At 61.2% G+C, this 23,512-nt stretch carries 21 protein-coding genes; 13 read left to right on the forward strand and 8 right to left on the reverse strand.

Annotated features, from left to right (window positions below; genetic code table 11):
- The first annotated feature begins 1 nt into the window (after window position 1).
- The 4 genes from ACO08A_RS07130 to ACO08A_RS07145 are packed head-to-tail and all read left to right on the forward strand — an operon-like array spanning window position 2 to window position 4,126.
- Window positions 2-1,321, forward strand: a complete 1,320-nt coding sequence (locus tag ACO08A_RS07130) for an ABC transporter substrate-binding protein (RefSeq protein WP_422040463.1) — start codon at window positions 2-4, stop codon at window positions 1,319-1,321.
- A gap of 44 nt (window positions 1,322-1,365) precedes the next feature.
- On the forward strand, window positions 1,366-2,238 hold the full coding sequence (locus ACO08A_RS07135) for a carbohydrate ABC transporter permease (RefSeq protein ID WP_421981144.1): 873 nt from the start codon (window positions 1,366-1,368) through the stop codon (window positions 2,236-2,238).
- 1 nt (window position 2,239) lies between these two features.
- Entirely contained in the window at window positions 2,240-3,067 is an 828-nt protein-coding gene (locus ACO08A_RS07140) for a carbohydrate ABC transporter permease (protein ID WP_422040464.1), read from the forward strand.
- Complete coding sequence (locus ACO08A_RS07145; protein ID WP_422040465.1) at window positions 3,068-4,126, forward strand: ABC transporter ATP-binding protein; 1,059 nt, start codon at window positions 3,068-3,070, stop codon at window positions 4,124-4,126.
- A gap of 47 nt (window positions 4,127-4,173) precedes the next feature.
- On the opposite strand, the gene ACO08A_RS07150 is transcribed toward ACO08A_RS07145, so the two are convergent.
- Window positions 4,174-4,932, reverse strand: a complete 759-nt coding sequence (locus tag ACO08A_RS07150) for a hypothetical protein (protein WP_422040466.1) — start codon at window positions 4,930-4,932, stop codon at window positions 4,174-4,176.
- Window positions 4,933-5,260: 328 nt separating this feature from the next.
- On the opposite strand from ACO08A_RS07150, the gene ACO08A_RS07155 reads away from it, so the two are divergent.
- From ACO08A_RS07155 to ACO08A_RS07165, 3 genes are all read left to right on the forward strand, one after another.
- The gene (locus tag ACO08A_RS07155; protein ID WP_422040467.1) at window positions 5,261-6,199 is read left to right on the forward strand and encodes an AraC family transcriptional regulator ligand-binding domain-containing protein; all 939 of its coding nucleotides are present in this window, start codon (window positions 5,261-5,263) and stop codon (window positions 6,197-6,199) included.
- 143 nt (window positions 6,200-6,342) lie between these two features.
- On the forward strand, window positions 6,343-7,170 hold the full coding sequence (locus tag ACO08A_RS07160) for an NAD(P)H-binding protein (protein ID WP_422040468.1): 828 nt from the start codon (window positions 6,343-6,345) through the stop codon (window positions 7,168-7,170).
- A 25-nt stretch (window positions 7,171-7,195) separates the two neighbouring features.
- Entirely contained in the window at window positions 7,196-7,618 is a 423-nt protein-coding gene (locus ACO08A_RS07165; RefSeq protein WP_422040469.1) for a DUF4345 domain-containing protein, read from the forward strand.
- Between the two features lie 93 nt (window positions 7,619-7,711).
- Here the strand turns inward: ACO08A_RS07165 and ACO08A_RS07170 are convergent, their stop codons facing one another.
- Window positions 7,712-8,518 carry an alpha/beta hydrolase family esterase gene (locus ACO08A_RS07170; RefSeq protein WP_422040470.1) on the reverse strand — a complete coding sequence of 269 codons (807 nt, stop codon included), beginning with the start codon at window positions 8,516-8,518 and terminating at the stop codon, window positions 7,712-7,714.
- 233 nt (window positions 8,519-8,751) lie between these two features.
- On the opposite strand from ACO08A_RS07170, the gene ACO08A_RS07175 reads away from it, so the two are divergent.
- Complete coding sequence (locus ACO08A_RS07175) at window positions 8,752-9,012, forward strand: hypothetical protein (protein WP_422040471.1); 261 nt, start codon at window positions 8,752-8,754, stop codon at window positions 9,010-9,012.
- 157 nt (window positions 9,013-9,169) lie between these two features.
- On the opposite strand, the gene ACO08A_RS07180 is transcribed toward ACO08A_RS07175, so the two are convergent.
- On the reverse strand, window positions 9,170-10,240 hold the full coding sequence (locus tag ACO08A_RS07180) for a fatty acid desaturase family protein (RefSeq protein ID WP_422040472.1): 1,071 nt from the start codon (window positions 10,238-10,240) through the stop codon (window positions 9,170-9,172).
- A 241-nt stretch (window positions 10,241-10,481) separates the two neighbouring features.
- Between ACO08A_RS07180 and ACO08A_RS07185 the strand changes: the two genes are divergently transcribed.
- Window positions 10,482-11,876 carry an adenylate/guanylate cyclase domain-containing protein gene (locus tag ACO08A_RS07185; protein WP_422040473.1) on the forward strand — a complete coding sequence of 465 codons (1,395 nt, stop codon included), beginning with the start codon at window positions 10,482-10,484 and terminating at the stop codon, window positions 11,874-11,876.
- A 118-nt stretch (window positions 11,877-11,994) separates the two neighbouring features.
- Complete coding sequence (locus tag ACO08A_RS07190) at window positions 11,995-12,540, forward strand: hypothetical protein (protein WP_422040474.1); 546 nt, start codon at window positions 11,995-11,997, stop codon at window positions 12,538-12,540.
- A gap of 27 nt (window positions 12,541-12,567) precedes the next feature.
- Here the strand turns inward: ACO08A_RS07190 and ACO08A_RS07195 are convergent, their stop codons facing one another.
- The 3 genes from ACO08A_RS07195 to ACO08A_RS07205 form a co-directional block, all read right to left on the reverse strand.
- Window positions 12,568-13,404: a c-type cytochrome gene (locus ACO08A_RS07195; RefSeq protein WP_422040475.1), complete on the reverse strand. Its 837-nt coding sequence runs from the start codon at window positions 13,402-13,404 to the stop codon at window positions 12,568-12,570.
- 299 nt (window positions 13,405-13,703) lie between these two features.
- Complete coding sequence (locus ACO08A_RS07200; RefSeq protein WP_422040476.1) at window positions 13,704-14,555, reverse strand: hypothetical protein; 852 nt, start codon at window positions 14,553-14,555, stop codon at window positions 13,704-13,706.
- 76 nt (window positions 14,556-14,631) lie between these two features.
- Window positions 14,632-15,654 carry a GlxA family transcriptional regulator gene (locus ACO08A_RS07205; protein ID WP_422040477.1) on the reverse strand — a complete coding sequence of 341 codons (1,023 nt, stop codon included), beginning with the start codon at window positions 15,652-15,654 and terminating at the stop codon, window positions 14,632-14,634.
- A 79-nt stretch (window positions 15,655-15,733) separates the two neighbouring features.
- On the opposite strand from ACO08A_RS07205, the gene ACO08A_RS07210 reads away from it, so the two are divergent.
- From ACO08A_RS07210 to ACO08A_RS07220, 3 genes are all read left to right on the forward strand, one after another.
- Window positions 15,734-15,988: a DUF1272 domain-containing protein gene (locus ACO08A_RS07210; RefSeq protein ID WP_319385488.1), complete on the forward strand. Its 255-nt coding sequence runs from the start codon at window positions 15,734-15,736 to the stop codon at window positions 15,986-15,988.
- Between the two features lie 14 nt (window positions 15,989-16,002).
- On the forward strand, window positions 16,003-16,482 hold the full coding sequence (locus ACO08A_RS07215; RefSeq protein WP_422040478.1) for a protein tyrosine phosphatase family protein: 480 nt from the start codon (window positions 16,003-16,005) through the stop codon (window positions 16,480-16,482).
- Window positions 16,483-16,720: 238 nt separating this feature from the next.
- Window positions 16,721-19,978, forward strand: a complete 3,258-nt coding sequence (locus ACO08A_RS07220; protein WP_422040479.1) for an EAL domain-containing protein — start codon at window positions 16,721-16,723, stop codon at window positions 19,976-19,978.
- Window positions 19,979-20,027: 49 nt separating this feature from the next.
- Here the strand turns inward: ACO08A_RS07220 and ACO08A_RS07225 are convergent, their stop codons facing one another.
- Window positions 20,028-22,391 (reverse strand): GAF domain-containing protein, encoded by a 2,364-nt coding sequence (locus ACO08A_RS07225; RefSeq protein WP_422040480.1) that lies wholly within the window; start codon window positions 22,389-22,391, stop codon window positions 20,028-20,030.
- 128 nt (window positions 22,392-22,519) lie between these two features.
- Entirely contained in the window at window positions 22,520-23,455 is a 936-nt protein-coding gene (locus ACO08A_RS07230; protein ID WP_422040481.1) for a DMT family transporter, read from the reverse strand.
- Window positions 23,456-23,512: the final 57 nt, after the last annotated feature.

Genomic DNA, 23,512 nt, shown 5'->3' on the forward strand with positions numbered 1-23,512 from the left:
AATGAACAGACGGACACTTCTTGCGGCAGTGACGGCCGCGGGACTGGCATGGAGTGTGCCTCAGGCCACTGCCGAAGACCTGCCCCACGGCCTGACGGCCGGCAAACCATTCGATGGTACCAAGCTGAACATCCTGAGCGTCGTCACGCCCCAATTCGACGGGCTGATGCTGCGCGACGGCGAGTTCACCGAACTGACCGGTATCGAAACCGAGTGGACCTTCATTCCCTTCGGCAGCCTTCAGGAGAAAATCAACGCCGAGGGCATCGCCGCGAACGGCACCTTCGACGTGGTCAACTATCTCGACAGCTGGGGACCGCCCAACGCGCACTGGCTGATGCCGATCGATGAGCTGATGGCGCGCGACGGCATCTCGATGGACCGCTACCCGGCCGCGTTTGCGAGGTCGGCCCAATTCGAGGGCAAGACCCTCGGGTTTCCGCTGCGCGCCCATCCCCAGCTCATGTTCTACCGCGCGGACCTCATTTCCGAACCGCCCAAGACCTGGGAGGACGTGGTTCGCATCGGCAAGGAGCTGAAGGAAAGCAATCCGGACATCGCGCCGCTCGCGCTCTATTTCAACAATGACGGCAACAGGCAGAACCTGTTCATCTGGCTGAACTTCCTATGGGCCGCCGGCGGCGATGTCTTCAATGACAATTGCACACCGGCCTGGACCACGGAGGAAGCCCTGAAGGCAACGGAAGACTACATCGCCCTGCACACGGTGCATGAAGTCACCAATCCGAATTCCGTGGCCTTTGTCGAACAGGACGCACGCCAGTCGTTCATGCAGGGCAAATCGGCAATGATCCCCGTCTGGTGGTGGGCATATTCCGGTTTCCACAATCCGGATTCCAGCACGCTGACCAAGGACCAGGTCGCGTTCAGCGGCATGCCTGCCTATCAGGGTGCCACGAAAACCTACGCCATCTCCATGCCGTTCTCGATCTCCGAGTATTCCAAGAACAAGGATGCGGCCTGGGAGTTCATGAAGTGGCTCTCCAACCCGGAGATGGACAAGGCCAACGCGGTTGAGCGAGAAGTTGCCGGCAAGCCGATCGTCAACAACGTGGTCACGCACATCTCCTCGCTGCAGGATCCGGACGTGAACGCCGCCAATGACGGCATCCAGGCGGCTGCCTGGGATTCCCTGAAGGAATCCGACATCATGCCGCAAATCGCCGAATGGCCCGAGGTCGGCGATCTGTTGTCCGCAGCCATCGCGGAAGCTGCGGCAGGCGGAGACGTCCGCGAACTCATGACCGGCGCCGCCGAGCAGGCGACCCGCGTTCTTCGCCGCTCCGGCTGCATCCAGTAAGGTCCGAAAGCCCCTCTCCGCCCAGGAGGGGGGCACGCAATCCCATGCGCGACAACACACTCAAATACGTGCTGGTGCTTCCGGCAGTGATGGTGGTTTTTGCGACCGCGATCTGGCCGCTGATGGAGAGCGCACGCCTGTCGGCAACCGTCGGGCGGCTGAACCGGCCCGGCTCGCTCGACCAGTATATCGGCCTGGAAAACTACACCTGGGCCTTCTTCGAAGAGCCCGCCTTCTGGAATTCGGTCTGGGTCACCGGCATCTACACCCTCCTCACGGTGGGTCTGACGACACTGCTGGCGCTGGGGCTGGCCCTTCTGCTGGCGCCAGGCGGGCGGCTGCGCTCGGGCGTTCAGACGCTTCTGATCCTGCCTTTCGCCATGTCGCCGGCGCTGATCGGGGTCTCGTTCCGCTTCATGTTCAATCCCGAATTCGGGCTGTTCGACGCCTTTTTCGGCGCGGTGATGCCGCCGCTCGCCGATGTCAGCTGGCTCGCCGACCCGACGCTTGCCTTCGCGGTGTGCGTCATGGCCGATGTCTGGGGCTGGATCCCGTTCCTGACACTGGTCCTGATCGGCGGGCTGGCTTCCGTCCCGCAGGACACGATCGAGGCTGCCCAGGTCGACGGCGCATCCGGGTGGCGGGTCTTCAGGGACATCACGCTGCCGCAGCTCGCCCCGGTGCTCGCGGTCGTGATCATCCTGAAATCGATCTTCTCGCTCAAGACCTTCGACCAGATCTTCATGCTGACCAATGGCGGACCGGGAACGGCCACCCAGACGCTCAGCCACTACATCTATTTCAACGGGATGAAATACGGCCAGATCGGATACGCGGCCTCCGTCGCCTGGCTGATGGTCATTCCGATGATCCTCCTGACATATCTCTACGCGAGATACGTTTTCCGGAAGGACTGACATGACCGGCAGGCAACGCAAACAGTTCTGGAACGCGGTTCAGCTGACCCTGATCCTGATCGCCACCTTCATCATGCTGGTTCCGATCGTCTGGATCTTCCTGGCGGCGTTCAAGACGCACGTGGATGTCTACCAGCTCAAACTGTTCTTCCGGCCGACGCTGGAGAATTTCGGCACCGTTTTCGACGACCCCTACCGGCTCGGCGAAAAGCTCTACAACTCCACCGTGGTCGCCTTCGTCACGGTGGTCTTCGCCATCCCGATCGCCACCTGCGCCGCCTATTCCTTCAGCCGGTTCCGCCTGCGCGGCGAGACGACGATGCTGGTGATGATCCTGGCGACCCAGTTCGTCCCGGCAGTCGTGATCATCCTGCCGTTCTTCGTCATGTTCCGCGATGTCGGGCTCCTGGACACCCGCCTCGGCCTGATCCTGGTGAATCTCGCCATCGTGATGCCCTTCGCGATCTGGATGATCAAGGGGTTCATCGACGGGATCCCGATGGATACCGAAGAGGCCGCCATGGTGGACGGCTCCTCGCGGCTCCAGGTGATCCGCAACATCGTTCTGCCCATGGCGGCGCCGGGGCTGCTCACGGCTGCGATCTTCTGCTTCATCATCGCGTGGAACGAGTTCCTGTTCGCGCTCATTCTCACCAACAAGGACGCGGTGACGCTGCCGATCGGGCTGGCCCTGTTCAAGGGGGAAGAAGGCGACCTCTGGAACCTCCTGTCCGCGGCCGGGATCATCATCATGGCGCCGATGTTCGTTCTGGCGCTTATCATCCGGAAATATTTCGTACAGGGCATGACCATGGGAGCGGTGCGGTAAATGGCCGAGGTGATCCTCAAGAACCTGACCAAGCGCTGGGGCGATTTTGTCGGCGTCGACAACCAGTCCCTCGACATCCACGACAAGGAATTCCTGGTGCTGCTCGGGCCGTCGGGCTGCGGCAAGACGACGACCATGCGGATGATCGCCGGGCTGGAGGAGCCGACCTCGGGCGAGATCCGGATCGGGGACCGGGTCGTCAATGACGACCTGCCGAAGGACCGGGACGTTGCCATGGTCTTTCAAAACTACGGCCTTTATCCGCACATGACGATCTTCGACAACATCGCCTACCCGCTGAAGGTGCGCGGCACGCCGAAGGCCGAAATCCGCCCCCGGGTGGAGCGCGCGGCGGAGCAAGTGGAACTGACCCAGTTTCTCGACCGCAAGCCCAAGGCGTTATCGGGCGGGCAGCGTCAGCGCGTCGCGCTTGCCCGCGCGATCGTGCGCACGCCGAAAGTGTTCCTGATGGACGAGCCACTGTCGAATCTCGACGCCAAGCTGCGGGTGACCATGCGCGCCGAACTGAAACATCTCAGCCGGGAACTGAAAGTGACGACCGTCTATGTCACGCATGACCAGATCGAGGCGATGACGCTGGCCGACCGGGTTGCCGTGATGAAGCACGGGGTCATCCAGCAGCTCGGAACGCCGGACGAGATCTACAACGACCCGGCCAATCTCTTCGTTGCCGGGTTCATCGGATCTCCGGCTATGAACCTCGTACGTGGCAGTGTCAGGGACGGTCACTTCCTCACCGAAAACGGCCTGCGCCTCGCACCGATCGCCACCGGAGACAGGGACGATGTCGTCCTGGGCGTGCGCGCGGACGACATCAACGTGCACGAGGCGGGCGCCGGGGATATCGACGCACCGATCTATGCCTTCGAAAACACCGGAGAGGCTTCTTTCCTGACCGTCGAGTGGGGCCAACAGCGGGTGATCGCCCGTGGCGACCGGCACCTGCGCAAGGACCAGGACGACGTCGTCGGCCTCAGCCTCAACCCGGATCATCTCTATCTCTTCGATCCTGAGAGTGAGAAGCGGATACGGCTTTGACACAAGGCGGGCGTGCTGAACGTGAACAGCCTTCTTGAGCTCCACACCTAGGGTGTTTGCTCAAGCCCCAGCGGATTGCCGAACCCGATCCTTGAACTCACGTACCAACGCTCCGGGCTGAATTGGTAAAGGGTCGAGATCCGGCACCATGCGCCGCCACAGGGAGCCATCACCGTGATCGCATCGCCGGGACCGGGCGGGTGGACACCGGCCATGACCGGCTCGGTGATGATCCCGAAAAAAATCTGAGGCATGCCCACATAGAGAAAGCGGACAGCGGCATCGTAGTCCGGGTCTTGCCCGGCAGCGTCCGCTTCTTGCGTCACCGAGACAAGCTTCACGCCACAGGATTCGAGACGGCCCGCATCATCGTAACGTACGCTCCAGAACGGATGACCGCCGGCGGCGTCCCGTTCGCTGTCTCCGGTTCTGGTGACGGCAAAGGATTCTCCCTTCCATCCCGGTCTTTCAAAACCCAGGCCGTGAATGTCGTCTCGGGCGATGACGAACCCCTTCGGCGCCGCTTCAACAAGGTTCTTCTCGCCCCGGTAAAGCGCGCGGCACATGACCTGGGTCACGCGAAAAACCGTCCAGAGACCGGACAGGTCCCTTTCCGGGGTCACCAGCGAAAACGAACTCAGATACAGCGAATAATCGCCCTGACCTTCTGCGCCGAGAACGTCCGGACCCGGCTGCCTCGCATTGGACAGGGCGCCAAATCCATGCGGCTCGAAGGGGAGCCCGCCGTTGTCGGCCTTGAAAATGAACTTGTCCTGGCCCGCGGCGTCCGAATACGCGGCGAACATAAGCAGCGCAAATACTCCCACAAGGCACACCAAATGCCGATTCAAGCGGAAAACCCGCTGCGCTGCACCGCCTGGTTTCGCAACTGACACTTCAGATCCCCCTTTTCAACGAAGCATACCTGAAGGACTCGACATGCGACATGTGTCGAGGCCGCGGGTGATTTTTCTCATTTTGCCGTGTCACCCAAACCAACAACTTGACGCCCATCTCGAACTTTCCTTCCCCTCCGCTATACTTTCCGCCATGGGACAGATATCGGCGTTGTTCGCGCAAAAGGTGATTGATGCGGTGACCGCGGCGGACCCTAGCGGGGGCGCGCGCAGGCGCGTGCTTTTTCAGTCCGTCGGCGTTGATCCGGATGCCCCCGTCGATCCGAAGCAGATGGTGCCGGACACGGACTACTACGCGCTGTGCGAGCGGGTTGCCCGGGAGGATCCGCACGGCGCGTCCGTGCCGATCCGCGTCGGCTCTACCATGCGCTGCGACGACTACGGCGCGTTCGGGCTGGCGTGGAAATCGGCGATCGATCTGCACGGTTCCTACCAGCGGTCGGAACGCTATGCGCGGGTGCTGACCAGCGTTTCCACCTATGAATGCGTCGAGGAAGGCGGCCGGTTCTTCATGACCCTCAACCGCGCCGGCGCGCGCCATCTCGGCATGCGCCTGTCGAACGAACAGACCATCGTCGCGGTCACGCAGATCAGCCGGGAAGTGGCGCAGGGGCCGTTTTCGCCGGACGCCGTCTACTTCAAGCATTCCGCCCCGGACGATCTCTCCGCGCATGAGAGCTATTTCGGCTGCCCGGTCCACTACGGGGCCGATCGCGATGCCATCGAGGTGTCGAGGGATCATCTTTTCGCGCCGAACAAGCTGGGCGACCCGAGCATCTCCGCGTTCTTCGATTCCCACATGGAAAAGGAAATCGCGGAGCTGCCGGAAACACAGGAACTCGATGGCCGTGTGCGCAGCCTCGTGTCCCGGGCCTTGAGCGAAGGCGTGCCGAATGTTGCCGATGTCGCCGGCCGCCTGGGCCTGAGCGCCCGGACGCTGCAGCGTCGGTTGGCGGCACAGGGCCACGCCTTCCAGGATCTCGTCGACGAGGCCCGCCAGGACCTGGCCGTCCGGCTGCTCCGGCGCACGGACTATGCTCTTGCCGAAATCGCGTTTCTGACCGGCTTTGCCGAACAGAGCGCCTTCACGCGCGCCTTCAAGCGCTGGCGCGGCGAAACGCCGGCCAACTTCCGGCGCGCCGTCCAGCACGGCTGACGCCAGCCGCGACAGGGAGCCATGCGTTTGACCTGGCACGCGGGATTGGCGCGGCGGATCAAAACTGTGGCACACGCGGTCAATTCCCCGGGCATCCGGTTTTCTATCTCTAGGGTCGTCGTTTCAACCAAGAGAGAGACCCAATGCAGACCAGACCCACCCTCGTTATCGGCGCGACCGGCAAGACCGGTTCGCGCGTCGCCAGCACCCTCGATCAGAAGGGTATCCCCGTCCGGCGCGGTTCACGCAGTGCCGCCATTCCGTTCGACTGGGACAGGCCGGAAACCTGGAACGCCGCCCTCGATGGCGCCGCCAGTGCCTATGTCACCTATTTTCCGGACATCGCCATTCCGGGCGCCGTGGAAAAAGTCGAGGCCCTTGCCGCAGCCGCCAAGGCAGCCGGTGTCGAACACCTTGTGATGCTGACCGGGCGCGGCGAACACCACGCTCGGCTCGGCGAGGACGTGATCCGCGCCTCCGGTGTCGACTACACGATCGTTCGTGCCGCCTGGTTCGCGCAGAATTTTTCGGAAGGCTATCTGCGTGATCCGGTGCTGGACGGCGTCCTGCCGATGCCGGGCGGCGACATTCTGGAGCCGATCATCGATATCGACGACATCGCCGATGTTGCGGTGGCGGCGCTGACGGAAGACGGGCACCGGGGAGAGCTCTATGAAGTGACCGGCCCGAGGCTCCTGTCCTTCGCGCAAATGGCTGCTGAACTCGGCGCAGCGACCGGGCATCCGGTCAGGCACATCCCGATCAGCTTCGAAGAGTTCCGGGCCGGGGTCGCAGAGGCCGCCGGGCCGTTCATCGCGGATGTTTTCGAAGCGATTGCGCGCGAAACGCTCGACGGACGCAACGCCCACGTGACGGACGGCGTCGAACGCGCCCTCGGCCGCAAGCCTCGCGATTTCGCCGAATTCGCCGCAAAGGCCGCGCGGGCCGGTGCCTGGTCCACTGCAGCCTGAGCCCGAGGCCTGAAGGGAGATCGACATGAACGCATACGTCACGCGATTGACGCTTGCTGTTGCAGGCGTGCTCGCCCTCGGGATCGGCGCGGCCATCACGTTCGCACCCGGTGCCTTTTATGCCTCCTACGGGATCGTGCTTCCGGCCGGCGCTGACTTTTACAGCGAAGTCAGGGCACCCGGCACCAACCTCGCCATCCTTGGAGCCTTGATATTCGTCGGGGCTTTCAAGGCGGACTGGGCACGATTTTCGGCAACGCTCGGAACCGCTGTTTTTCTTGCCTACGCGGCAGGCCGGATCGTGAGCATCATGCTTGATGGCATACCATCGGACGCCATCCTGCTTGCCCTCATGATCGAGCTCGTCGTCGGCGGTCTGTGCGCACTCTCGCTGAAACGCGCAAGGCGCCCCTCGATTTTGGAGGAAAAAAACCGGCCGGCGGTGTGACCCGCCCACCAAACATGCACAGCCTCGAAGCGGATCGCGCGCCACGCGAGCCGCTTCGGCTCTTCTGGTCCGATTTGCCGTCGCGCCGCGTTGCTACCCGCCCGGCAGGGCATCCAGCCAGTCCAGGCCATGGGCGACCCATTCAGCCGGAATGGAATGCCCGCCCTGGTGCAGGCAGAGTTCGATAACACGCCGGCTCCGGCTCTTGTCCCAGCGCTCGCAGTCAAGACGCCGGTCGCCGCTTTCGACCGGCCGGCTCTCGCCCGACACCCCGTTCAACCCGGCAAGAATGTCAATTCCGTCCGTGATCGCCATGGAATTGTAGATACCGACCTCGTCAAACGCGACGACACCGTCGGCAAGACCGTGAATGTGCCGCAGATTGACCGGCCCGCCCGGGCAGGTCTCCGGGTTCGACCGCCAGAACCCGCCTGCGATGGGTGCATAACCGCGGAACGCGCCACTCATGTAGCAGGCGACGTTCCACACCGTGGAAGCCCCGCGCGAGAAACCCGACGCCAGCGTCCTTTTCTCATCGACCGGCCAGTTGTTGTGCACGTCTTTCAGGACAGCGCGAATGAAGGCTGCCTCGTCGCGGCCGGGTTCCGCCCGGCCTTCCCCGATCTGACGCCAATAGCCCCGCTCGGCAAAGGGCGCAACGAAGAGGGCATTCCGGCTGGTCACGCCGTTGACCATCGCCCTGTTGCGGAAGGTTGCCTCCGGCGAGCTGTTCCAGCCATGGAAGTAGACGACAAGCGCCAGCGGCGTCTTGCCGTCCCAGTCATCGGGTGCGGCGGCAAGGTAATACCCGCCCGGAACCGCGCAACGGCTTTTCGGATCGCAGGCAAGTGCGGACAGCGGAAAAACAAGCAGGAAGACCGACACAAGAAACGCACGCATCCAGAATTGCCCTGATTGAAACCGGGACGATCCTTTGCCGAGGAGCGGACACCTTCAAGGCAAAACTCCGTGAAGGGTCCTTTGTCTTCCCGAGAGCGGTTCCGAGCGGTGCGCAACGTCGACCCGTCAAAACCCCGCTGCTGATCCGCGAAACGTCACTCTGTAATTTGGGTCACAGATCAAGACGGCACTCCAACATACCGTAACGTCATCAACACGCGAAGGAGAACACCATGCCTGAAGTCTCTCTCAACTACCAAAAGATCGAATGGACCTACGAAGAACTGGATCGCAACCAAAGCAACGACACGTTCAACTTCAATTTCAAGAGCGCGGACAACAGCGACACGGAAGAAGAGTTCGATCCGGAGTTTTCCGCCGGCGACGCATCCAAGGAGACGGATATCGCGGTCGAAGAACTGACCATTGCTCATGAGCATATCGAACGCCCCCATGATACCGACGTTCCAGTTTTCGATGACTTTTTTGCGTAAGCAGAGTCTTCCGGCCTCCAGGAGAGATTGATGCCTGGAGTTGAATTCGTTTCTTAAGACATTTGCCCGCAGTCCCTGAAGACTTCGCCCCGATCAGACATCTTTCGGGACTGCAATCGGAACAACTGCAGATCATCGCGATTGGCCGGAAAAAACGCTAGGCAGCGTGCGGCCGAAGCCGGTCCACCTCGGGTCCATAGGGCGTCGCGCCATCCGGCAGTACCGGAATGATCACCGCGTCGGCGTATCGAAGCTGTTTGACAAGAACCGGCATCAGCCTGCGGAAGGCAGCCAGGATCGACGGATCGGGCGCCGGAACGTCATGCCTGATCAGCTCATGCAGTTTCGGAAGGTGATAGTAGGGCACCATCGTGAACATGTGGTGTTCCAGATGGTAATTCATGTTGAGGTAGATGAACCGGCTGACCGGATTCATGAGGACCGTGCGCGTGTTCAGGCGATGATCGGCAACATTTTCCGCCAGCCCCAGGTGCTGCAGAATGCCGGTCATCACGTGATGCCAGGCGCCATAAAGTCTCGGCAAGCCGATCACCATCAATGGCAGGATTGATCCGAGCCAGATGCTCAGGCCGATCGTCGCGACATAGATCGCAAGCCAGATCCGCGCGATCAGGAACACCTTGCCCCGGTCGCTTTCGCGCACGTATGTACTCTCCTCCGGGTGAAGTCGCCCGCCGGCATGCAGGAACATGCGTCTTACCAGGTGAATGGTGTCGACGATCCCGAACAGATTGAGCAGCAGCCTGATGAGATCGGGCGGCCGCATTGCCACGATTTCGGGGTCTCTGCCGACGATGATCGTATCCGTGTGGTGCCGGACATGGCTTGCACGCCAGACAACGGGGTTGCGGATGAGCATGAAGCTGGCGATCTGATAGACGACGGCATTCATCCAGGCCGTCTTGAAGGCCGTCCTGTGTCCGCATTCATGCCAGCGCGAATCCGACGCCGAGCCATACAAGACGCCATAGACAAACCAGAACGGTGCAGACCACCAGGACGGCCAGAGCCAGAGCGCCAGACCGCAGGACAGAACCATGAGGCCAAGCCAGAGCGCCGTGTCCCGCAGCGCGATCGCATCCGACTTTTCGCGCAGAGCCCGGATGCTGTCCGGATCGACCCTGGGGCGGTACCAGGCCGGTCCGGCCCTGCCCTCACTGACGGCCAGGCGCGCCGCCTCTCCATCAAGTGCATAATCCCTGTTCATTCAGGAACGCTAGATTAAGTCACCCGGCGCGTCCACTCCATGACACGGCGGATGCAAGAGCCGACAGCCCGGTGTGGGGCGTTTCCCGACGGTCTTCGATGTCTGCGCGCGCCGGTTGCCATCCACACACCGGCGGAACGGACGAAAATCCAGTGCGATTTCGACCGCTGAAATCGTTTCAATCCGGCTTCGATTGAGTGATAACCTTCGCCCACCGAACCGACCGTGAAACGGAGCGAGCATGCCGGCTCTCAGACTACCACCGCCACTCAGGTTCCTCGAACGCCTGCGCCGGATGCAGGAAGAAGAAAAGCAGCAGGCCCTTTCAAATCCATTCCTCGCGCAAGCGCTGGAAAAGGAAAAAATGGAGGGACACCGGCTGGCGATCATCGCCCGGACGGTCGCGCTCATCCTGATCGGAATATTGCTGCCGTTTCTGAATTTCAGCCCGAGCGTACTCTTCTATGAAGCGACGCTTCTGATGTTCATTGCGCTCGGCTGGCTGCAGCTGCGCCTTGCAAGTGTCGGCTATTCAAAGTCCGAGCTTCTCCTGATCTTTGCCGATGTGAGCCTGCTGACGCTGCTGTTCGTGACGCCGAACCCATTCCTGAGCGAGGATGTGCCGACCGCCTTCATGTACCGGTTCGACAATTTTATCTACTTCTTCATATTCCTCGCCCTGGGCACCCTGGCCTATTCCTACCGGACGGTCTGGGCCATGGGCACCTGGATCGCCCTGTTATGGCTGATCGGTTCGGTCGGCGTGGCGTGGTTCGGACACATGGTGCCGGAGTTGAGCGCCGCCGCCGCGAGTGCCTTTGCAGGGTATCCGCTGGTCGAAAGCGAACTGGATCCGAACAGCGTTCAACCCGGTGTGCGCGTGCAGGAACTGGTCGTCATGCTGATCGTCGCCGCGATCCTGGCCATCAAGGGATGGCGCTCGAACCAGCTTCTGATGCGCCAGGCGAACATCGCCGCCGAGCGCGCAAACCTGTCGCGATACTTCCCGTCGAGCCTCGTCGATGTCCTGGCGTCCACGGACCGGGACATCGGTGCAGTGCGCACGCAGGACGTCGCCGTTCTTTTCACCGATATCGTCGGCTTTACCAAATATGCGGAAGAACACTCGCCGGAAGACGTGATGGAGCTGCTCCGTCACTACCACGCATTCGTCGAACGTTCGATTTTCCAGAACGGCGGCACCCTGGACAAGTATCTGGGTGACGGTGTCATGGCGACGTTCGGCACGCCGGAGACCGGCCCGGGTGACGCGGCCAACGCGCTGAAGGCGGCCCTGCAGCTGATCGAGGAAACCGAGAGATTCAACACGGAACGGGAGGCACAGGGACAGATCCCGATCAACGTCTCGATCGGCGTTCATTTCGGACCGGTCATCCTGGGCGACATCGGCCCATCGCGCAGGCTGGAATTTGCCGTTGTCGGCGACACGGTCAACGTCGCCAGCAGACTGGAAGCCTCCACCCGCGAACTCGGATGCAAATGCGTTGTCAGCGAGGAGCTGATGCGCCGGGCGGGCTTGTCCGACGACGCGGTCGAACCGGCGACAAGGTTCTCGCACCGCAAACCCATCAAACTGCGCGGACGGCAGAACGAAATCGACGTCTGGACGGTTTGACGCAAACCATATGTGTGCCCCTACTCCTCAATGCTCACCTGCGCTCTAGGTAACAAGACATGACTGAGCGTTGCTGTTCCTGCACCCGTTGGAACACGCTTCGGAACGGATGTGCGCGTTGAACATTTTCGATCAGACCGAGCCATTGAAGCTGGGGCCGTATCTCCACATCGCCGATACGGATCTCAAGCTTCTGTCGGTCTTCGACGACCTGAAATACGACCGTTCGGACGCGGACATGCTGTCGCCGGCGATGCGCCGCCACGTGGTGCAGCGGCTCGAAAAGCTCGGCTACAGACAGACCTCGGGCACGGTTGTCAAACACGGGCAATCGGGCATTTGCGGGCTGATGCCCAAGTTTCACGCCCTCGGCGCATCGCCGTTCGACATCACGCGCTACGCGCCGAAGCAGGCGCAGGATTTCTATATCCTGACGCCGACACAAACGGCCTGTCAGTTCATAGACAATTATCCGCTGGACGAGGCCGTCGAGCGCGTGAAGGCGCTGATCAAGAAGCAACCGATCAACCTGCTGCGACTGCAGGACTTCCTGGAACACAAACCCGCGCACCAGGATTTCCTGCCTGCCGTCGGCCACCTGAAATATGTTCAGCGGGTGGCGGTTCAATCCGATCCGCTACGCAGCATGCGCGCGCTCAAGTGATCAGGGTGCCGCTTCGCCGCGGCCGGATCAACCCGGGCTCGGCAGCGGCGGTATCTGGCGCAGGTAAAGCAGGATTGCTGCCAGATCGTCCGGCGTCATCGTGTTGTAGTAGCCGTAGCCCATCGGCGGCAGCATCGGCTTGCCGCCGGGCCGTTGGCCTTGCGTGATCATCTGTGCGAGCTCTTCGTCCGAATAGCCGGGTATTCCGTCTTCGTGCGGCGTTATGTTCGGAGCGACCGAAACACCCCAGGGCCCGTGAAACTCAAAGCCGCCCGCGCCGAGATGGGTCTCGAACATCGGCCCCTTTTCGCCGAAGGTGGTGTGACATTCCATGCAGTGCGCGACCGGACCGGCCAGGTATTCTCCGTATTCGACCGTCACCCCCTGAGGGATCGACGCCACCGTGTCGATCGGAGGCCCGTAGGCCGGTGGAAGCGGGAAGTTGTAGGTCGACTGGGGCGTCTGGTTGTCGCTGGCCGGAACCGTCCTCAAGAACTTCACGATCGACATCAGGTCGTCATCGCTGAGCCCCCTGTAGAGACCGATCGGCATCGGCGGGCCGATGACACTGCCATCGGGCCTGATGCCCTCACGGATTGCGCGGGCAAGCTCTTCATCGCTCCACCCGGCCACCCGGCTTCCCGGTGTGATGTTGACAGCCCAGGCCTCCATCGCGTCGTTCTTTTCGACCAGAAACCCGCCAAGCTCGTTGGCCATGTCAGGCCCGTTCGGCCCCTGGGGCGTGTGGCAATTGCCGCAGGCGGCGGGGCCTCGCACAAGGTATTCGCCGCGTTCCAGGCTCGGTTCGGCATAAGCAGTCGCCGGCAGCAGAATGGCCGCCGTCAAAAGTATTCGTTTAAACATTTTTCCCCCTCGATTATTTCTTCGCTTCTTTCCGGCGACTTCCGCTTTTGAAATCTCTTTCAGATCTGACCACGAACCATGTTGTCACACTTGATTTCAAATGTATCTATAGGCAAATCTGTCGATGTGCTTTGATGTCGTATGTTTGCAGCGAAAAATCCTGATTGAACACTCGGAAGAACCCAGATCTGCGCACCAATGCATCGCAAATCAACGCCGCCGAAGAGCAAGGATGGATCCCGGGCGCGGCGTGGAGCAGATACCCTGTCCGCTTCGAAGAGATGCAGAAGTTTGCCGCGTCAATCCGCTTTCGAGGGAAGATTGAACCGGGTGGTTGATTGCACATACCAGTTCCCCTCGCTGAAGTCGAAGCTCGTCGTGGTGCTGCACCAGGATGCACCGCAGGGGGTCAGCATGATGAGAAGGTCGTGCTGCTGAAGCCCATATGCTCCGGCATTTTGCGGTTCGACCAGGATTGCAGAGTAGAAATGCGGCACGGTGACATACATGAACGGCACGGCCGATTTGCGTGCATCCTCAGTTGCCGTACTCTTGTTCCTGTTTGACCCAACGGCGGATCCGAAAGTGACCCCGCATTCGCGCAGACGGCCGTCCTCAGAAAAATCCACTTCCCAGGCCGGATGACCTTCGGCTACATCACGTTCGCTATCTCCCGTTTTTGTAACGGCAAACCTGGTTCCGTCCCAGTTCTCGCTCTTCCAGCCAAGCGCGAAGACATCTCCGCGTTCAATGAAGAATCCTTCCGGTGCGGCCTCGACGAGGCTCTTTTCTCCCCGGTACAAGGCCCCGCACATTTCGCGCGTCACTTTGAAGATCCCCCAAAGTCCGGAGATGTCCTGTTCCGGATACACAATTGAGAACAATCCGAGATAACGGGCGTAATCTCCCGTCGCCTGCGCACCGAGTTCGACGCGGTTATCTGCCGGCAACTGTCCTGGCTCTCCAAATCCAGGCACATCCACAGGCGCGCCCTCAATATCAGCACCCAACACGAAACCGGACTGTGCCTGCGCCGCGAACGGTGATGCCGTGAGGACCGCGGCGAGCAGAACTGTCGCCGCGAAACGTCCGATTGGCCCGCTGGCCCGGCTAGACCCCGCAGTTTGCAACGCTTTGGAGCTGATCGGCATTTCCGTCTCCTTTCGTTACGGAAACCATAGCGCAACCGTCGGCCTCGCATCAATTCGCGCAGCGGACCGACCGCTTTCAATGAGGCTTTGGGATCCCCTGAGCGCGAAAGCCGCGCCGGTAATCCGTTGGAGAGACGCTTAGCGTGCGCATGAAGGCCCGGCGCATGCGCTCTTCGTCGTTGAAACCGCACTGCGCGGCGATCTGCTTGACGGTCTTCCCGCTTGTTTCCAGAAGGTCCTGGGCCACCTCTATTCGAATGGCCTCGACCGCTTTCGCCGGCGTCAAACCCATTTGCCCGGTATACAGCCTGGCGAAATTCCGGGCGCTCATGTTCATCTTGGCGGCAAGTTCCTCAACCCTCAGATCCTGGCAGAGATTGTCTGCAACCCAATGATGAAGCTCCTCGAAACGACCGGTCGAGTCCAACAGCTGCCGGCGCAACACGGGACTGAATTGCGACTGTCCCCCGGCGCGCGCCATGTGCGTGACCATGGACCTTGCGACGCGCAGCGCCGAGCGGCGGCCGAGATCTTCCGCGACAACGGCGAGCGCCATATCGATGCCGGCCGTTATGCCGGCAGAGGTCCAGACGTTGCCGTCCTTGATGTAGATGGGGTCAATTTCGACTTTCACTTCGGGAAACCCGGTTTCCAGCGTCGCACAGTCGTCCCAATGCGTCACTGCTCTTCGCCCGTTCAAGAGACCTGCTGCCGCAAGAACCAGCGCGCCGGAACAGACCGAACAGACCCGCTGCGCCCGTTCCGCCAGGGCGTTGACCATGTCGAGGACGTGTGTGTCGTGCATGGCCGTGTTGGCGCCGTCCCCACCCACGACGACCAGCGTATGGATCTCGGCGTCCAGGTACCGGGAAACAGGTTCGCTCGGGATCGGGACCACCGTGTTCGTCGTCACCATGCCGCCATTCAGCGAGACAACGGCACACGCGTAGCCGTTGGTTTTCGTTTGCGGGTCCGGCGCATGGCTGAAGACCTGCAACGGTCCGACCAGGTCGAGCAGGACGATGTCCGGGTAGACGACGAACACCACTGGTCTGGCCCCTGCGCGGGTCTCGGCGATTTTGGCAGAAAACGAGGTCATCTTGTCATTCATGCCACGGAACAAATCACTAGTCTAGGGCTGCACGAACCGGTTACCGGTCGACAAAAGGAGACGTCCCATGCTTTTGCTCAAACCGAACTGCGAGTGTTGCGACAAGGATCTTCCCCCCTCGGCAACCGACGCCCGCATCTGCACTTTCGAATGCACCTTCTGCGCCGACTGCGCCGAAAACCGCTTCGGTGACACCTGCCCCAACTGCGGCGGCAACTTTGTCGAACGGCCGGTGCGGCCCGAGAAACACCTTGTCAAAAATCCGGCCTCCACAAAACGGTTCACCAAGGCGCATCCGCAATGCGCGGACCTTCAGGTCTGACGGGAGCCCGTGCCATGCGCGACCTCCCCCACATCCTGAACTGGCGGCGGATATCCGGCAGGATCACGACGTCCGGACAGCCGAGCGAGGCGGAACTGGCCGAGATCAAATCTCTGGGCGTCACTCATGTCGTCAATCTCGGTCCTCATCACAACAAGGGCGCGCTGGAAGACGAGCCGGGAACCGTCTCCGGCCTCGGAATGACCTATGTCTACATTCCGGTCGAATTCGACCATCCCACCGACGCCGACTTTGACGCGTTCCGCCGCGCGCTCGAAGATCTGAAGGACACATTGATCCACGTGCATTGCATCTACAATGCACGGGTCAGCGCATTCTTCTATCGCTATGCCAGAACGGGTCATCTCCTCGCAGAGGCCAAGGCCTTTGAAAACATGGACAGCATCTGGAAACCCGGTGCCGACTGGGCGGATTTCATCGGTGATCCGAAGGCATTGGATCAACCGAACCGATATGCAGGCGAAGACTACTGAGTTGAAGATTACGCCGCTGCAATTCAAGATTTATAATAAATCCATGAATTTTTCGCCGCGACCAGGCAATACATCTAGCTTAAATCGACAATATTGACAGAAATTACAATATATTGAATTTGAATTCCCTTTAAGCACCTGCAACATCACAAATTTATGTTTATCTAACTTCGTTCCTTTACACTCAAATACTGAGTTGTGAGGCGGAATGGAATTTGCGGCGTTAAAAACCAATTTTATGGATTTGATGAGTGACGCGGTCGCCGTCGGGCATCTTCTGCCCAGCGCGCCGTCGGCACCCCTGATTCATGTCAATACTGCCTTTTCGGACCTCTTCGGGTACCGGCCGGAGGAGATTGTCGGCCGCGACATAGCCTGTCTTTTCAGCCCGTCCGGCCCGCGTAGTTTCAGCGCCGCCTTTCTGGAAGACCTCGCAAAGCGCGGCAAGGCGCAGATCACGAAAGACACCTGCCATCGTTCCGACGGTTCGGACTTACAGGTGAGTGTGTCTTTCGTTGCCGTCGAGAACACGGAAGACGGCGGCCATTTCATCTGCGCAACCTTCCGCGCCGCCAGCGAACACCCTGCCAATGACGGGCCCGCGCAAGCCGGAGAGACGCACCTCGAAGACGACCGTCTCAAGGCGGCGCTGCAGGCCTTTCCCGATCCGGTGGCCTTGTACGACAAGGACAAAAGGCTTCGTTTTTGGAACAGGGCCTTCAGCGCGTCCCTGACGGAGACCCCCAGCGACATCAAAGCAGGCCTGAGCCTTGAGACGCTGTTGCGGATCGGGCTTGAAAACGGCCGATTTGCGGAGGCGCACGGCCAGGAAGAGGCCTGGCTGAAAAAACAGATCCAACTGGCCGAAACATCCGAACCCACGTCCGACCTGGAGCTTGCAGGCGATGTCTACCAGCGCGTCCTGCGCAGCCGGGCCGCGAATGGCGACCTCCTTGCCATCCGGTTCGACACGACCGAGATCACGCGCGAGCGCCAGGCGTCGGACCGCACCCATGCGCGGCTCGTCGCGGCCCTGAATGCCTATCCGGACCCGATCGTCATATACGACAAGAACCTCAATCTCGTCTGCTGGAACGACGGCTATGCCGCGTCCGTCACCGACACCCCGGAAGATCTGACCGAAGGCATGCATCTGCGCGACGTCCTGGGCCTTGCGATCGAACACGGGCGGTATCCCGATGCCGTCGGGCAGGAAGACGCCTGGGTGGAGAGCGTGATGACGCCTGAGAACCTGGGCAGCGGCTGGGAAGACGTCGAACTGGACGGCGACATTCATCACCGGCTGTTGCGCTCCAGGTCCTCGAATGGCGACTACGTGGTCATCCGGCTGAATTCCACCGAACTTGTCAGGCAGAAGCGTACCGCCGAAGCGGCGCAGGCTCGCCTGCTGGCAGCGCTGAACGCCTATCCGGCGCCCTTCGTGATCTATGATTCCGACGATTGTCTCGTCGTGTGCAACGACGCCTATCGGGCTTCGATGACGAACGACCCGGATGAGCTGAAAGCCGGCATGCACCGGACACTGGTCGCACGTATCGCCATAAGCGCGGGCAAGATCGCCAACGCGATCGGCCGGGAAGAAGAGTGGATGTCCGACGACCACCAGGAGGTCGATGTCGCCAAGCCCGTTCAGGACCTGGAACTTCCCGGGGATGTGCATCACCGGCTGCTTCGGACACGCGTCGAAAACGGCGACCTGGTCATGCTCCGCATCGACACGACCGAACTGGTGCGCCAGCGCCGGGCCCTGGAGGCCACGCAGGACCGCCTGTTCTCGGCAATCAATGCCTATCCCGATCCGTTCGCGATCTACGATGAAAACCACAACCTGGTGATCTGGAACCCGGCCTACGCGATATCCATGACGGACAATCCGGACGAGATCAAAGCAGGCATCAGTTTAAAAGACCTTCTCGGCACAGCGGCGAAATGCGGACGTATCCCGGCGGCCATCGGGCGCGAAGAGGAATGGGTCGAGGCGTATTGCACACCCGATGTCCTGGAGCCGGGTGTCGAGGATTTCGAGTTTTCAAACGATCAGCATCACCGCATGGTTCGCTCGCGCACGGAAAAGGGCGAATATGTCGTCCTCCGTCTGAACATCACGGAGGTCGTTCGCCAGCAACGTGCGTTGGAGCAGTATTCCGCAAGGCTGGAGAAGGCGAACCAGGAAATCACCTACAAGGCGCTTCACGACGACCTGACAGGTCTCGGCAACCGGCGCTATCTCACCCAGAAATTCGAGGACTTTGTCCGGCGGCGCTCCGGCCACGGCGGCGAGATCGCGGCCCTGCATATCGACCTGGACCGTTTCAAACAGATCAATGACACGATGGGTCATGCCGCCGGCGACGAGGTACTGCTGGACATCTCCAGGCGCATTCTCGCCAGAGTGAACGCGGAAGACGTCGTCGCCCGCATTGGCGGGGATGAATTCGTGGTGTTGCTCTATGTGCCCGACGACGACGTCGACCGGCCCGAGGACCTTGCCAATGTGCTGCTTGAGGACCTGTCGCGCCCGATGCGCTACGAGGGAAAGATCTGCCGCTTCGGCGCCTCGATCGGCCTGGCACGCACGCCGCTTGCCGATATCGATCAGCTTCTGACCAATTCCGACGTCGCGCTCTACAAGGCCAAGCGGCGTGGACGCGGGCAACTCGGCGTCTTCGACCGGTCCGACCTTGAAGAGGTGCAGCGCACGAAGGATGTCGCCGACGACCTGCTGCGTGCGATCGAAACCGATGAATTCGTCCCTTTCTACCAGCCGCAGGTGGATGCCGTGACCCGGCAGGTTGTCGGGATCGAGGCGCTGGCGCGCTGGCATCACCCTGAAAAAGGGATCCTGACGCCGGCTGCCTTTCTGTCGGTTGCAACAGATCTGCATGTGGCCGCAGATATTGACCGCATGATCTTCGAACGGGCGGTCCGGGAGTGCCAGCGGGCCTTCGGCGCCTATCGCGAACCGTTGTCCCTGTCGTTCAATGTCAGTGAAAACCGGATCAACGACAGCGAAATCAAGACGATCCGCGACTGCGTGGACACATATGCCGGCCAGATCAGTTTCGAGCTCCTGGAAACCATCTTCCTGGAAGAGCAGGACGATGATTTCCTGGCCCGTCTTCGCCAACTGCGGGAGCTGGGGATCGGCATCGAAGTCGATGATTTCGGCAGCGGGCGCGCGTCGGTCGTAGCGCTGCAGCGGATCAACCCGGACCGGCTCAAAATCGACCGGCGGCTTGTTTCGCTGGTTGCCGAAGGCAGCGGCGGGCTGCGCCTGCTGCGTTCGATCATCGAAATCGGCCAGGCCCTCGAACTGGGCGTCACCGCGGAAGGCGTGGAAACGCGTGAGCAGGCCGAGATCCTGACCCGGCTCGGCTGCGACCGGCTGCAAGGGTTCTACTTCGCCAGACCCATGGCGTTTTCAGATCTGCTGAGTTACCTGGAAACGCCCGACAGCCTGGTTCGCGGCGCTTAAGCGCGGGGCCGGATGCCCGGCGCGGAGCGCGCTGCCGCAATCAACCGGCTCAGTTCTCCTTCTTGCCGATTACCCGGAAAACCTCCACCGGTGCCTTGATCCCCTTGAACGCGATCTCGCCTCGCGCTTCGGCGGCGAAGTCGTCTTCAACCGCGGTATGGGCGCGCGGTGACAACAGGATCTCACCGTCGTCAGCCTCATCACACAGCCGGGCCGCGAGATTCACGGCCGTGCCGCTGGCCGTGTATTCGTACCGGCCCGCGGACCCCACCATGCCGACGGTCGCATAACCGAGCGAAATGCCGACGCCAAACCCCAGTCTGTGACCAAGACGTTTCCACTTCTTGCTGAGCTCGGCCATCTTTTCGCGCATGGCCAGTGCCATGCGAAGCGCATCGCCTGCCGGATCGTCGCAGGGCAGCGGATCATTGAAGACCACCATGACGCCGTCGCCCATGCGTTTGTCGACACCGCCATTATGGACCGAAATCAGGTGCCCCATCTCTTCGTGGTAGGTCTGCAGCACCTCGATGGTTTCCTCCGGTTCCGCCGTTTCGCAAAAGGCGGTAAAGCCGCGTATGTCGCAGAACAAGGTCGCGATCAACGCACGATGGGAGGACAGCATCTCCTCGCCTAGCGTCACCACCGCTTCGGCAACAGCTGGAGAAAGGAACCGTTTCAGCCGACCCATCCGCTCGATTTCACCGACCTGTTCGTCGACCCTGATCTCCAGCGATTCATTCAGGGCCTGCACTTCTTCCGTGCGCTCCTGCAGCGCCTTGAACTGGCGCACGTTCTCGATGGCAATCACGGCCTGGTCGGCGAAAGTCTGGACGAGGTCAATCTCGTCGGACGTGAACCGGCGCTTCTCGCGTCTGAAAAGGCCTATCGAACCGATCCCGACGCCGTTCGAAACGAGCGGAACGGTGAGCACTGAACGCACACCCGCATTCACCACCGTCACACGATCCGTGTCACCCTTCGCGTAAAGCGGGTCGGTCGCCGCATCCTCCAGCTGGAGCACGGCGCCTTCCCGTACGGAGCGCGCAACCAGCAGACCGCTCTCGACCGGCCAGCTCCAACCCGGACGAAACGGCTCGAAGACCTCGATCCCGTCGGCCACGATTTCCAGGCGGGTTCCATCATCAGACACCATGTTGAGATTGCCGAAGGGAGCGCCGCACAGGCGCTGTGCATTTTCAAGTATCGACTTGAACACCGGCGCTTCATCGTCGCGGGACCGGCTGATGACCTGCAGGATTTCGCGCGTCGCCGCTTCCCGTTCCAGCCGCTGCTGCACCTTACCGAAGAGGTTTGCATTGTTGATCGCGATGACAGCCTGGTCCGCGAAGATCTCCACCAGTTCAATCTGCCGCCGGCTGAACGGGCCGACCTCGGGCCGCGACAGGGCAAGCACCGCGATCACTTCACCATCGCGAAACAGCGGAACTGCAATGATCGAGCGCCATCCCCCGAGCTCGAAGGATTTTGTCAGCTTGTAGTCCGGATCCTGCGTGACATCCGCCAGATGGATGGTCTGTTTGTCCAGGACCGCCCGCCCGGCAACGTTCGTGCGATTGATCGGATTTGGATTGCCGGTGTGAAACGCGACCATTTCCGGCGAGCAGCCGACATTTGCATCCATGTGCATTCCGTCTTCCTTGCGGTTGAACAGAATGCAGATGGATGCGCCGCAAAGCCGCGCGGCCGTTTCAATCACTTCCTGAAGAACGGTCGGCAGATCGAAAGCCGACTTGCTGATGGCCTTCAGGAGGTCTGCCGTCGCCGTCTGCTGTTCAAGCGCCTCCGCGATTTCCGCGTTGCGCGCCTGGAGATCCCTGAACTGCCGCACGTTGTCGAGGGCGATTACCGCCTGGGCGGCGAAGGTTTCAAGCAACGAGATTTCTTCTTCGGTGAACGCCACCGCTTCGCCCCGCCCGATACTGATCATTCCGATGCAGCGTCCCTCACGGGCAAGCGGCACCTGGAGCATGGCCCGAAGCCCCATCTCGTCCACGGCCTTGCGGCGATACGTGCTTCCCTGCCTGTAACGCTCCGTGGCGCGCAGATCGGGAATCTGGACCGGCGCCAGCGTGTCGACCATCTGTCTGAGGGAGCTTTCAGGATCTGACAAGGACACCGGATTGTCGCGCATCCAGTCCAGGAAGCTCTTGGTTTTCCCCTGACCTGCCACAAACCTCAATACACTGCCGTCATCGGACATGACACCGAGGACCGCGTCGGTCGCCCCGCAGAGCCGAAGCGTGTTTTCAAGGATGACCTCGAAGACGGGCTGTTCGTCATCGCGGTGCCGGCTTATGACGAGCAGAATCTCGCGCATGGCTGTTTCACGGTCGGCGGCCCTGACGTCCTTCGACGGTTTCTGCTTTTGAAAGTCATCCGCGGTGCTCAAACGCCCGCCCCCCGGTTGCGCGTTTCGATGACCCTACGGGAGTATATGCCGCATTTCCAGTCTGCTCAGCCCATCAAGGGGTTGAGGTCCGAGGACAGTTCCGTCTTTCCCGGCGCGGTTATCCGGTTTCAGCGCTTCCTGCGCAGCGCCAGGCGCTCCCGGTTGAGCGTATAGATGCCGGTGGCAACGATGATGAGGGCACCGAACCAGGTCCAGCCGTCGGGAAACTGCCCGAAAACGACGAAGCCGTAGAACGTGCCCCAGATCAACAGCGTGTACTGCAGCGGTGCAACCACCACAGCCTGTGCGGCGTCCAGCGCCAGGATCACGAGCGTTTCCCCGGCTGCCGCAAGAACGGCCATGGTGACAAGCAGCAGGATTTCGGTTGCCGATCCCGGCGTCTCCCAGACAAAGAGCATCGGTCCGGTCAACAGGATGCAAGAGACGATCGCGGTGTAGGCCACCGTCGTTCCAGCGCTGTCACCGCCGGCGAGAATACGTGACAGGATCTGGCGGAGCGCGAAGGCCCCGGCGGCAATCACCAGCAGACCCGCCGCCGGGTGCAGAGCACCCAGTCCCGGGCGGATCACGATCAGCGTGCCGATGAAGCCGATGATGACGGCGGTCCAGCGGCGGATGCCAACCGGCTCGCGCAGGATGAGCGCGCCCATCACGGTGACCATGAAGGGCGCGACAAAGGTTATCGCGACCGCGTCCGCCAGCGGAACGAACTTGACACCAATTATGAAAAGCGTTGCGGAGACCGCAGCAAGCGCACCCCGCCCGATCTGCAAAACGGGATTGGCCGAGACGAGCACGGAGCGGCCCTTGAGGCCGATGAGAACAAATACACCGAGCAGCAGGCCCAGCTGGCGGCACCAGACGATCTGAAACGGATGGATCGTGTCGGTCAGGAATTTCGCCATGGTGTCGACGGCGGAAAACATGAACATGCCGAGCGCCATCAGCGCGATCCCGCGCATGGTGTTGAAGTGCCCGGAGCCGGACGGATCTGTGTTGGGTGGGCGGGCGATCTTTGCATCTCCATTGACCGGTCCGATCAATGGGGCCGTGCAGAAGTGTTATCCGGCGACGCGTCCCGCGTCCACGACAACTTCACA

Origin of the sequence: Roseibium sp., assembly GCF_965232425.1 — a bacterium.
Taxonomy (GTDB): domain Bacteria; phylum Pseudomonadota; class Alphaproteobacteria; order Rhizobiales; family Stappiaceae; genus Roseibium.

What these genes read in the sequence shown, in the direction of transcription:
- ACO08A_RS07165 (WP_422040469.1), top strand. Translation starts at nt 7,196, where the DNA reads ATGAACGCATACGTCACGCGATTGACGCTTGCTGTTGCAGGCGTGCTC.
- ACO08A_RS07170 (WP_422040470.1), bottom strand. Translation starts at nt 8,518, where the DNA reads ATGCGTGCGTTTCTTGTGTCGGTCTTCCTGCTTGTTTTTCCGCTGTCC.
- ACO08A_RS07215 (WP_422040478.1), top strand. Translation starts at nt 16,003, where the DNA reads ATGCGCGACCTCCCCCACATCCTGAACTGGCGGCGGATATCCGGCAGG.
- ACO08A_RS07205 (WP_422040477.1), bottom strand. Translation starts at nt 15,654, where the DNA reads ATGACCTCGTTTTCTGCCAAAATCGCCGAGACCCGCGCAGGGGCCAGA.
- ACO08A_RS07180 (WP_422040472.1), bottom strand. Translation starts at nt 10,240, where the DNA reads ATGAACAGGGATTATGCACTTGATGGAGAGGCGGCGCGCCTGGCCGTC.
- ACO08A_RS07195 (WP_422040475.1), bottom strand. Translation starts at nt 13,404, where the DNA reads ATGTTTAAACGAATACTTTTGACGGCGGCCATTCTGCTGCCGGCGACT.
- ACO08A_RS07210 (WP_319385488.1), top strand. Translation starts at nt 15,734, where the DNA reads ATGCTTTTGCTCAAACCGAACTGCGAGTGTTGCGACAAGGATCTTCCC.
- ACO08A_RS07130 (WP_422040463.1), top strand. Translation starts at nt 2, where the DNA reads ATGAACAGACGGACACTTCTTGCGGCAGTGACGGCCGCGGGACTGGCA.
- ACO08A_RS07175 (WP_422040471.1), top strand. Translation starts at nt 8,752, where the DNA reads ATGCCTGAAGTCTCTCTCAACTACCAAAAGATCGAATGGACCTACGAA.
- ACO08A_RS07220 (WP_422040479.1), top strand. Translation starts at nt 16,721, where the DNA reads ATGGATTTGATGAGTGACGCGGTCGCCGTCGGGCATCTTCTGCCCAGC.
- ACO08A_RS07185 (WP_422040473.1), top strand. Translation starts at nt 10,482, where the DNA reads ATGCCGGCTCTCAGACTACCACCGCCACTCAGGTTCCTCGAACGCCTG.
- ACO08A_RS07160 (WP_422040468.1), top strand. Translation starts at nt 6,343, where the DNA reads ATGCAGACCAGACCCACCCTCGTTATCGGCGCGACCGGCAAGACCGGT.
- ACO08A_RS07145 (WP_422040465.1), top strand. Translation starts at nt 3,068, where the DNA reads ATGGCCGAGGTGATCCTCAAGAACCTGACCAAGCGCTGGGGCGATTTT.
- ACO08A_RS07150 (WP_422040466.1), bottom strand. Translation starts at nt 4,932, where the DNA reads ATGTTCGCCGCGTATTCGGACGCCGCGGGCCAGGACAAGTTCATTTTC.
- ACO08A_RS07135 (WP_421981144.1), top strand. Translation starts at nt 1,366, where the DNA reads ATGCGCGACAACACACTCAAATACGTGCTGGTGCTTCCGGCAGTGATG.
- ACO08A_RS07140 (WP_422040464.1), top strand. Translation starts at nt 2,240, where the DNA reads ATGACCGGCAGGCAACGCAAACAGTTCTGGAACGCGGTTCAGCTGACC.
- ACO08A_RS07200 (WP_422040476.1), bottom strand. Translation starts at nt 14,555, where the DNA reads ATGCCGATCAGCTCCAAAGCGTTGCAAACTGCGGGGTCTAGCCGGGCC.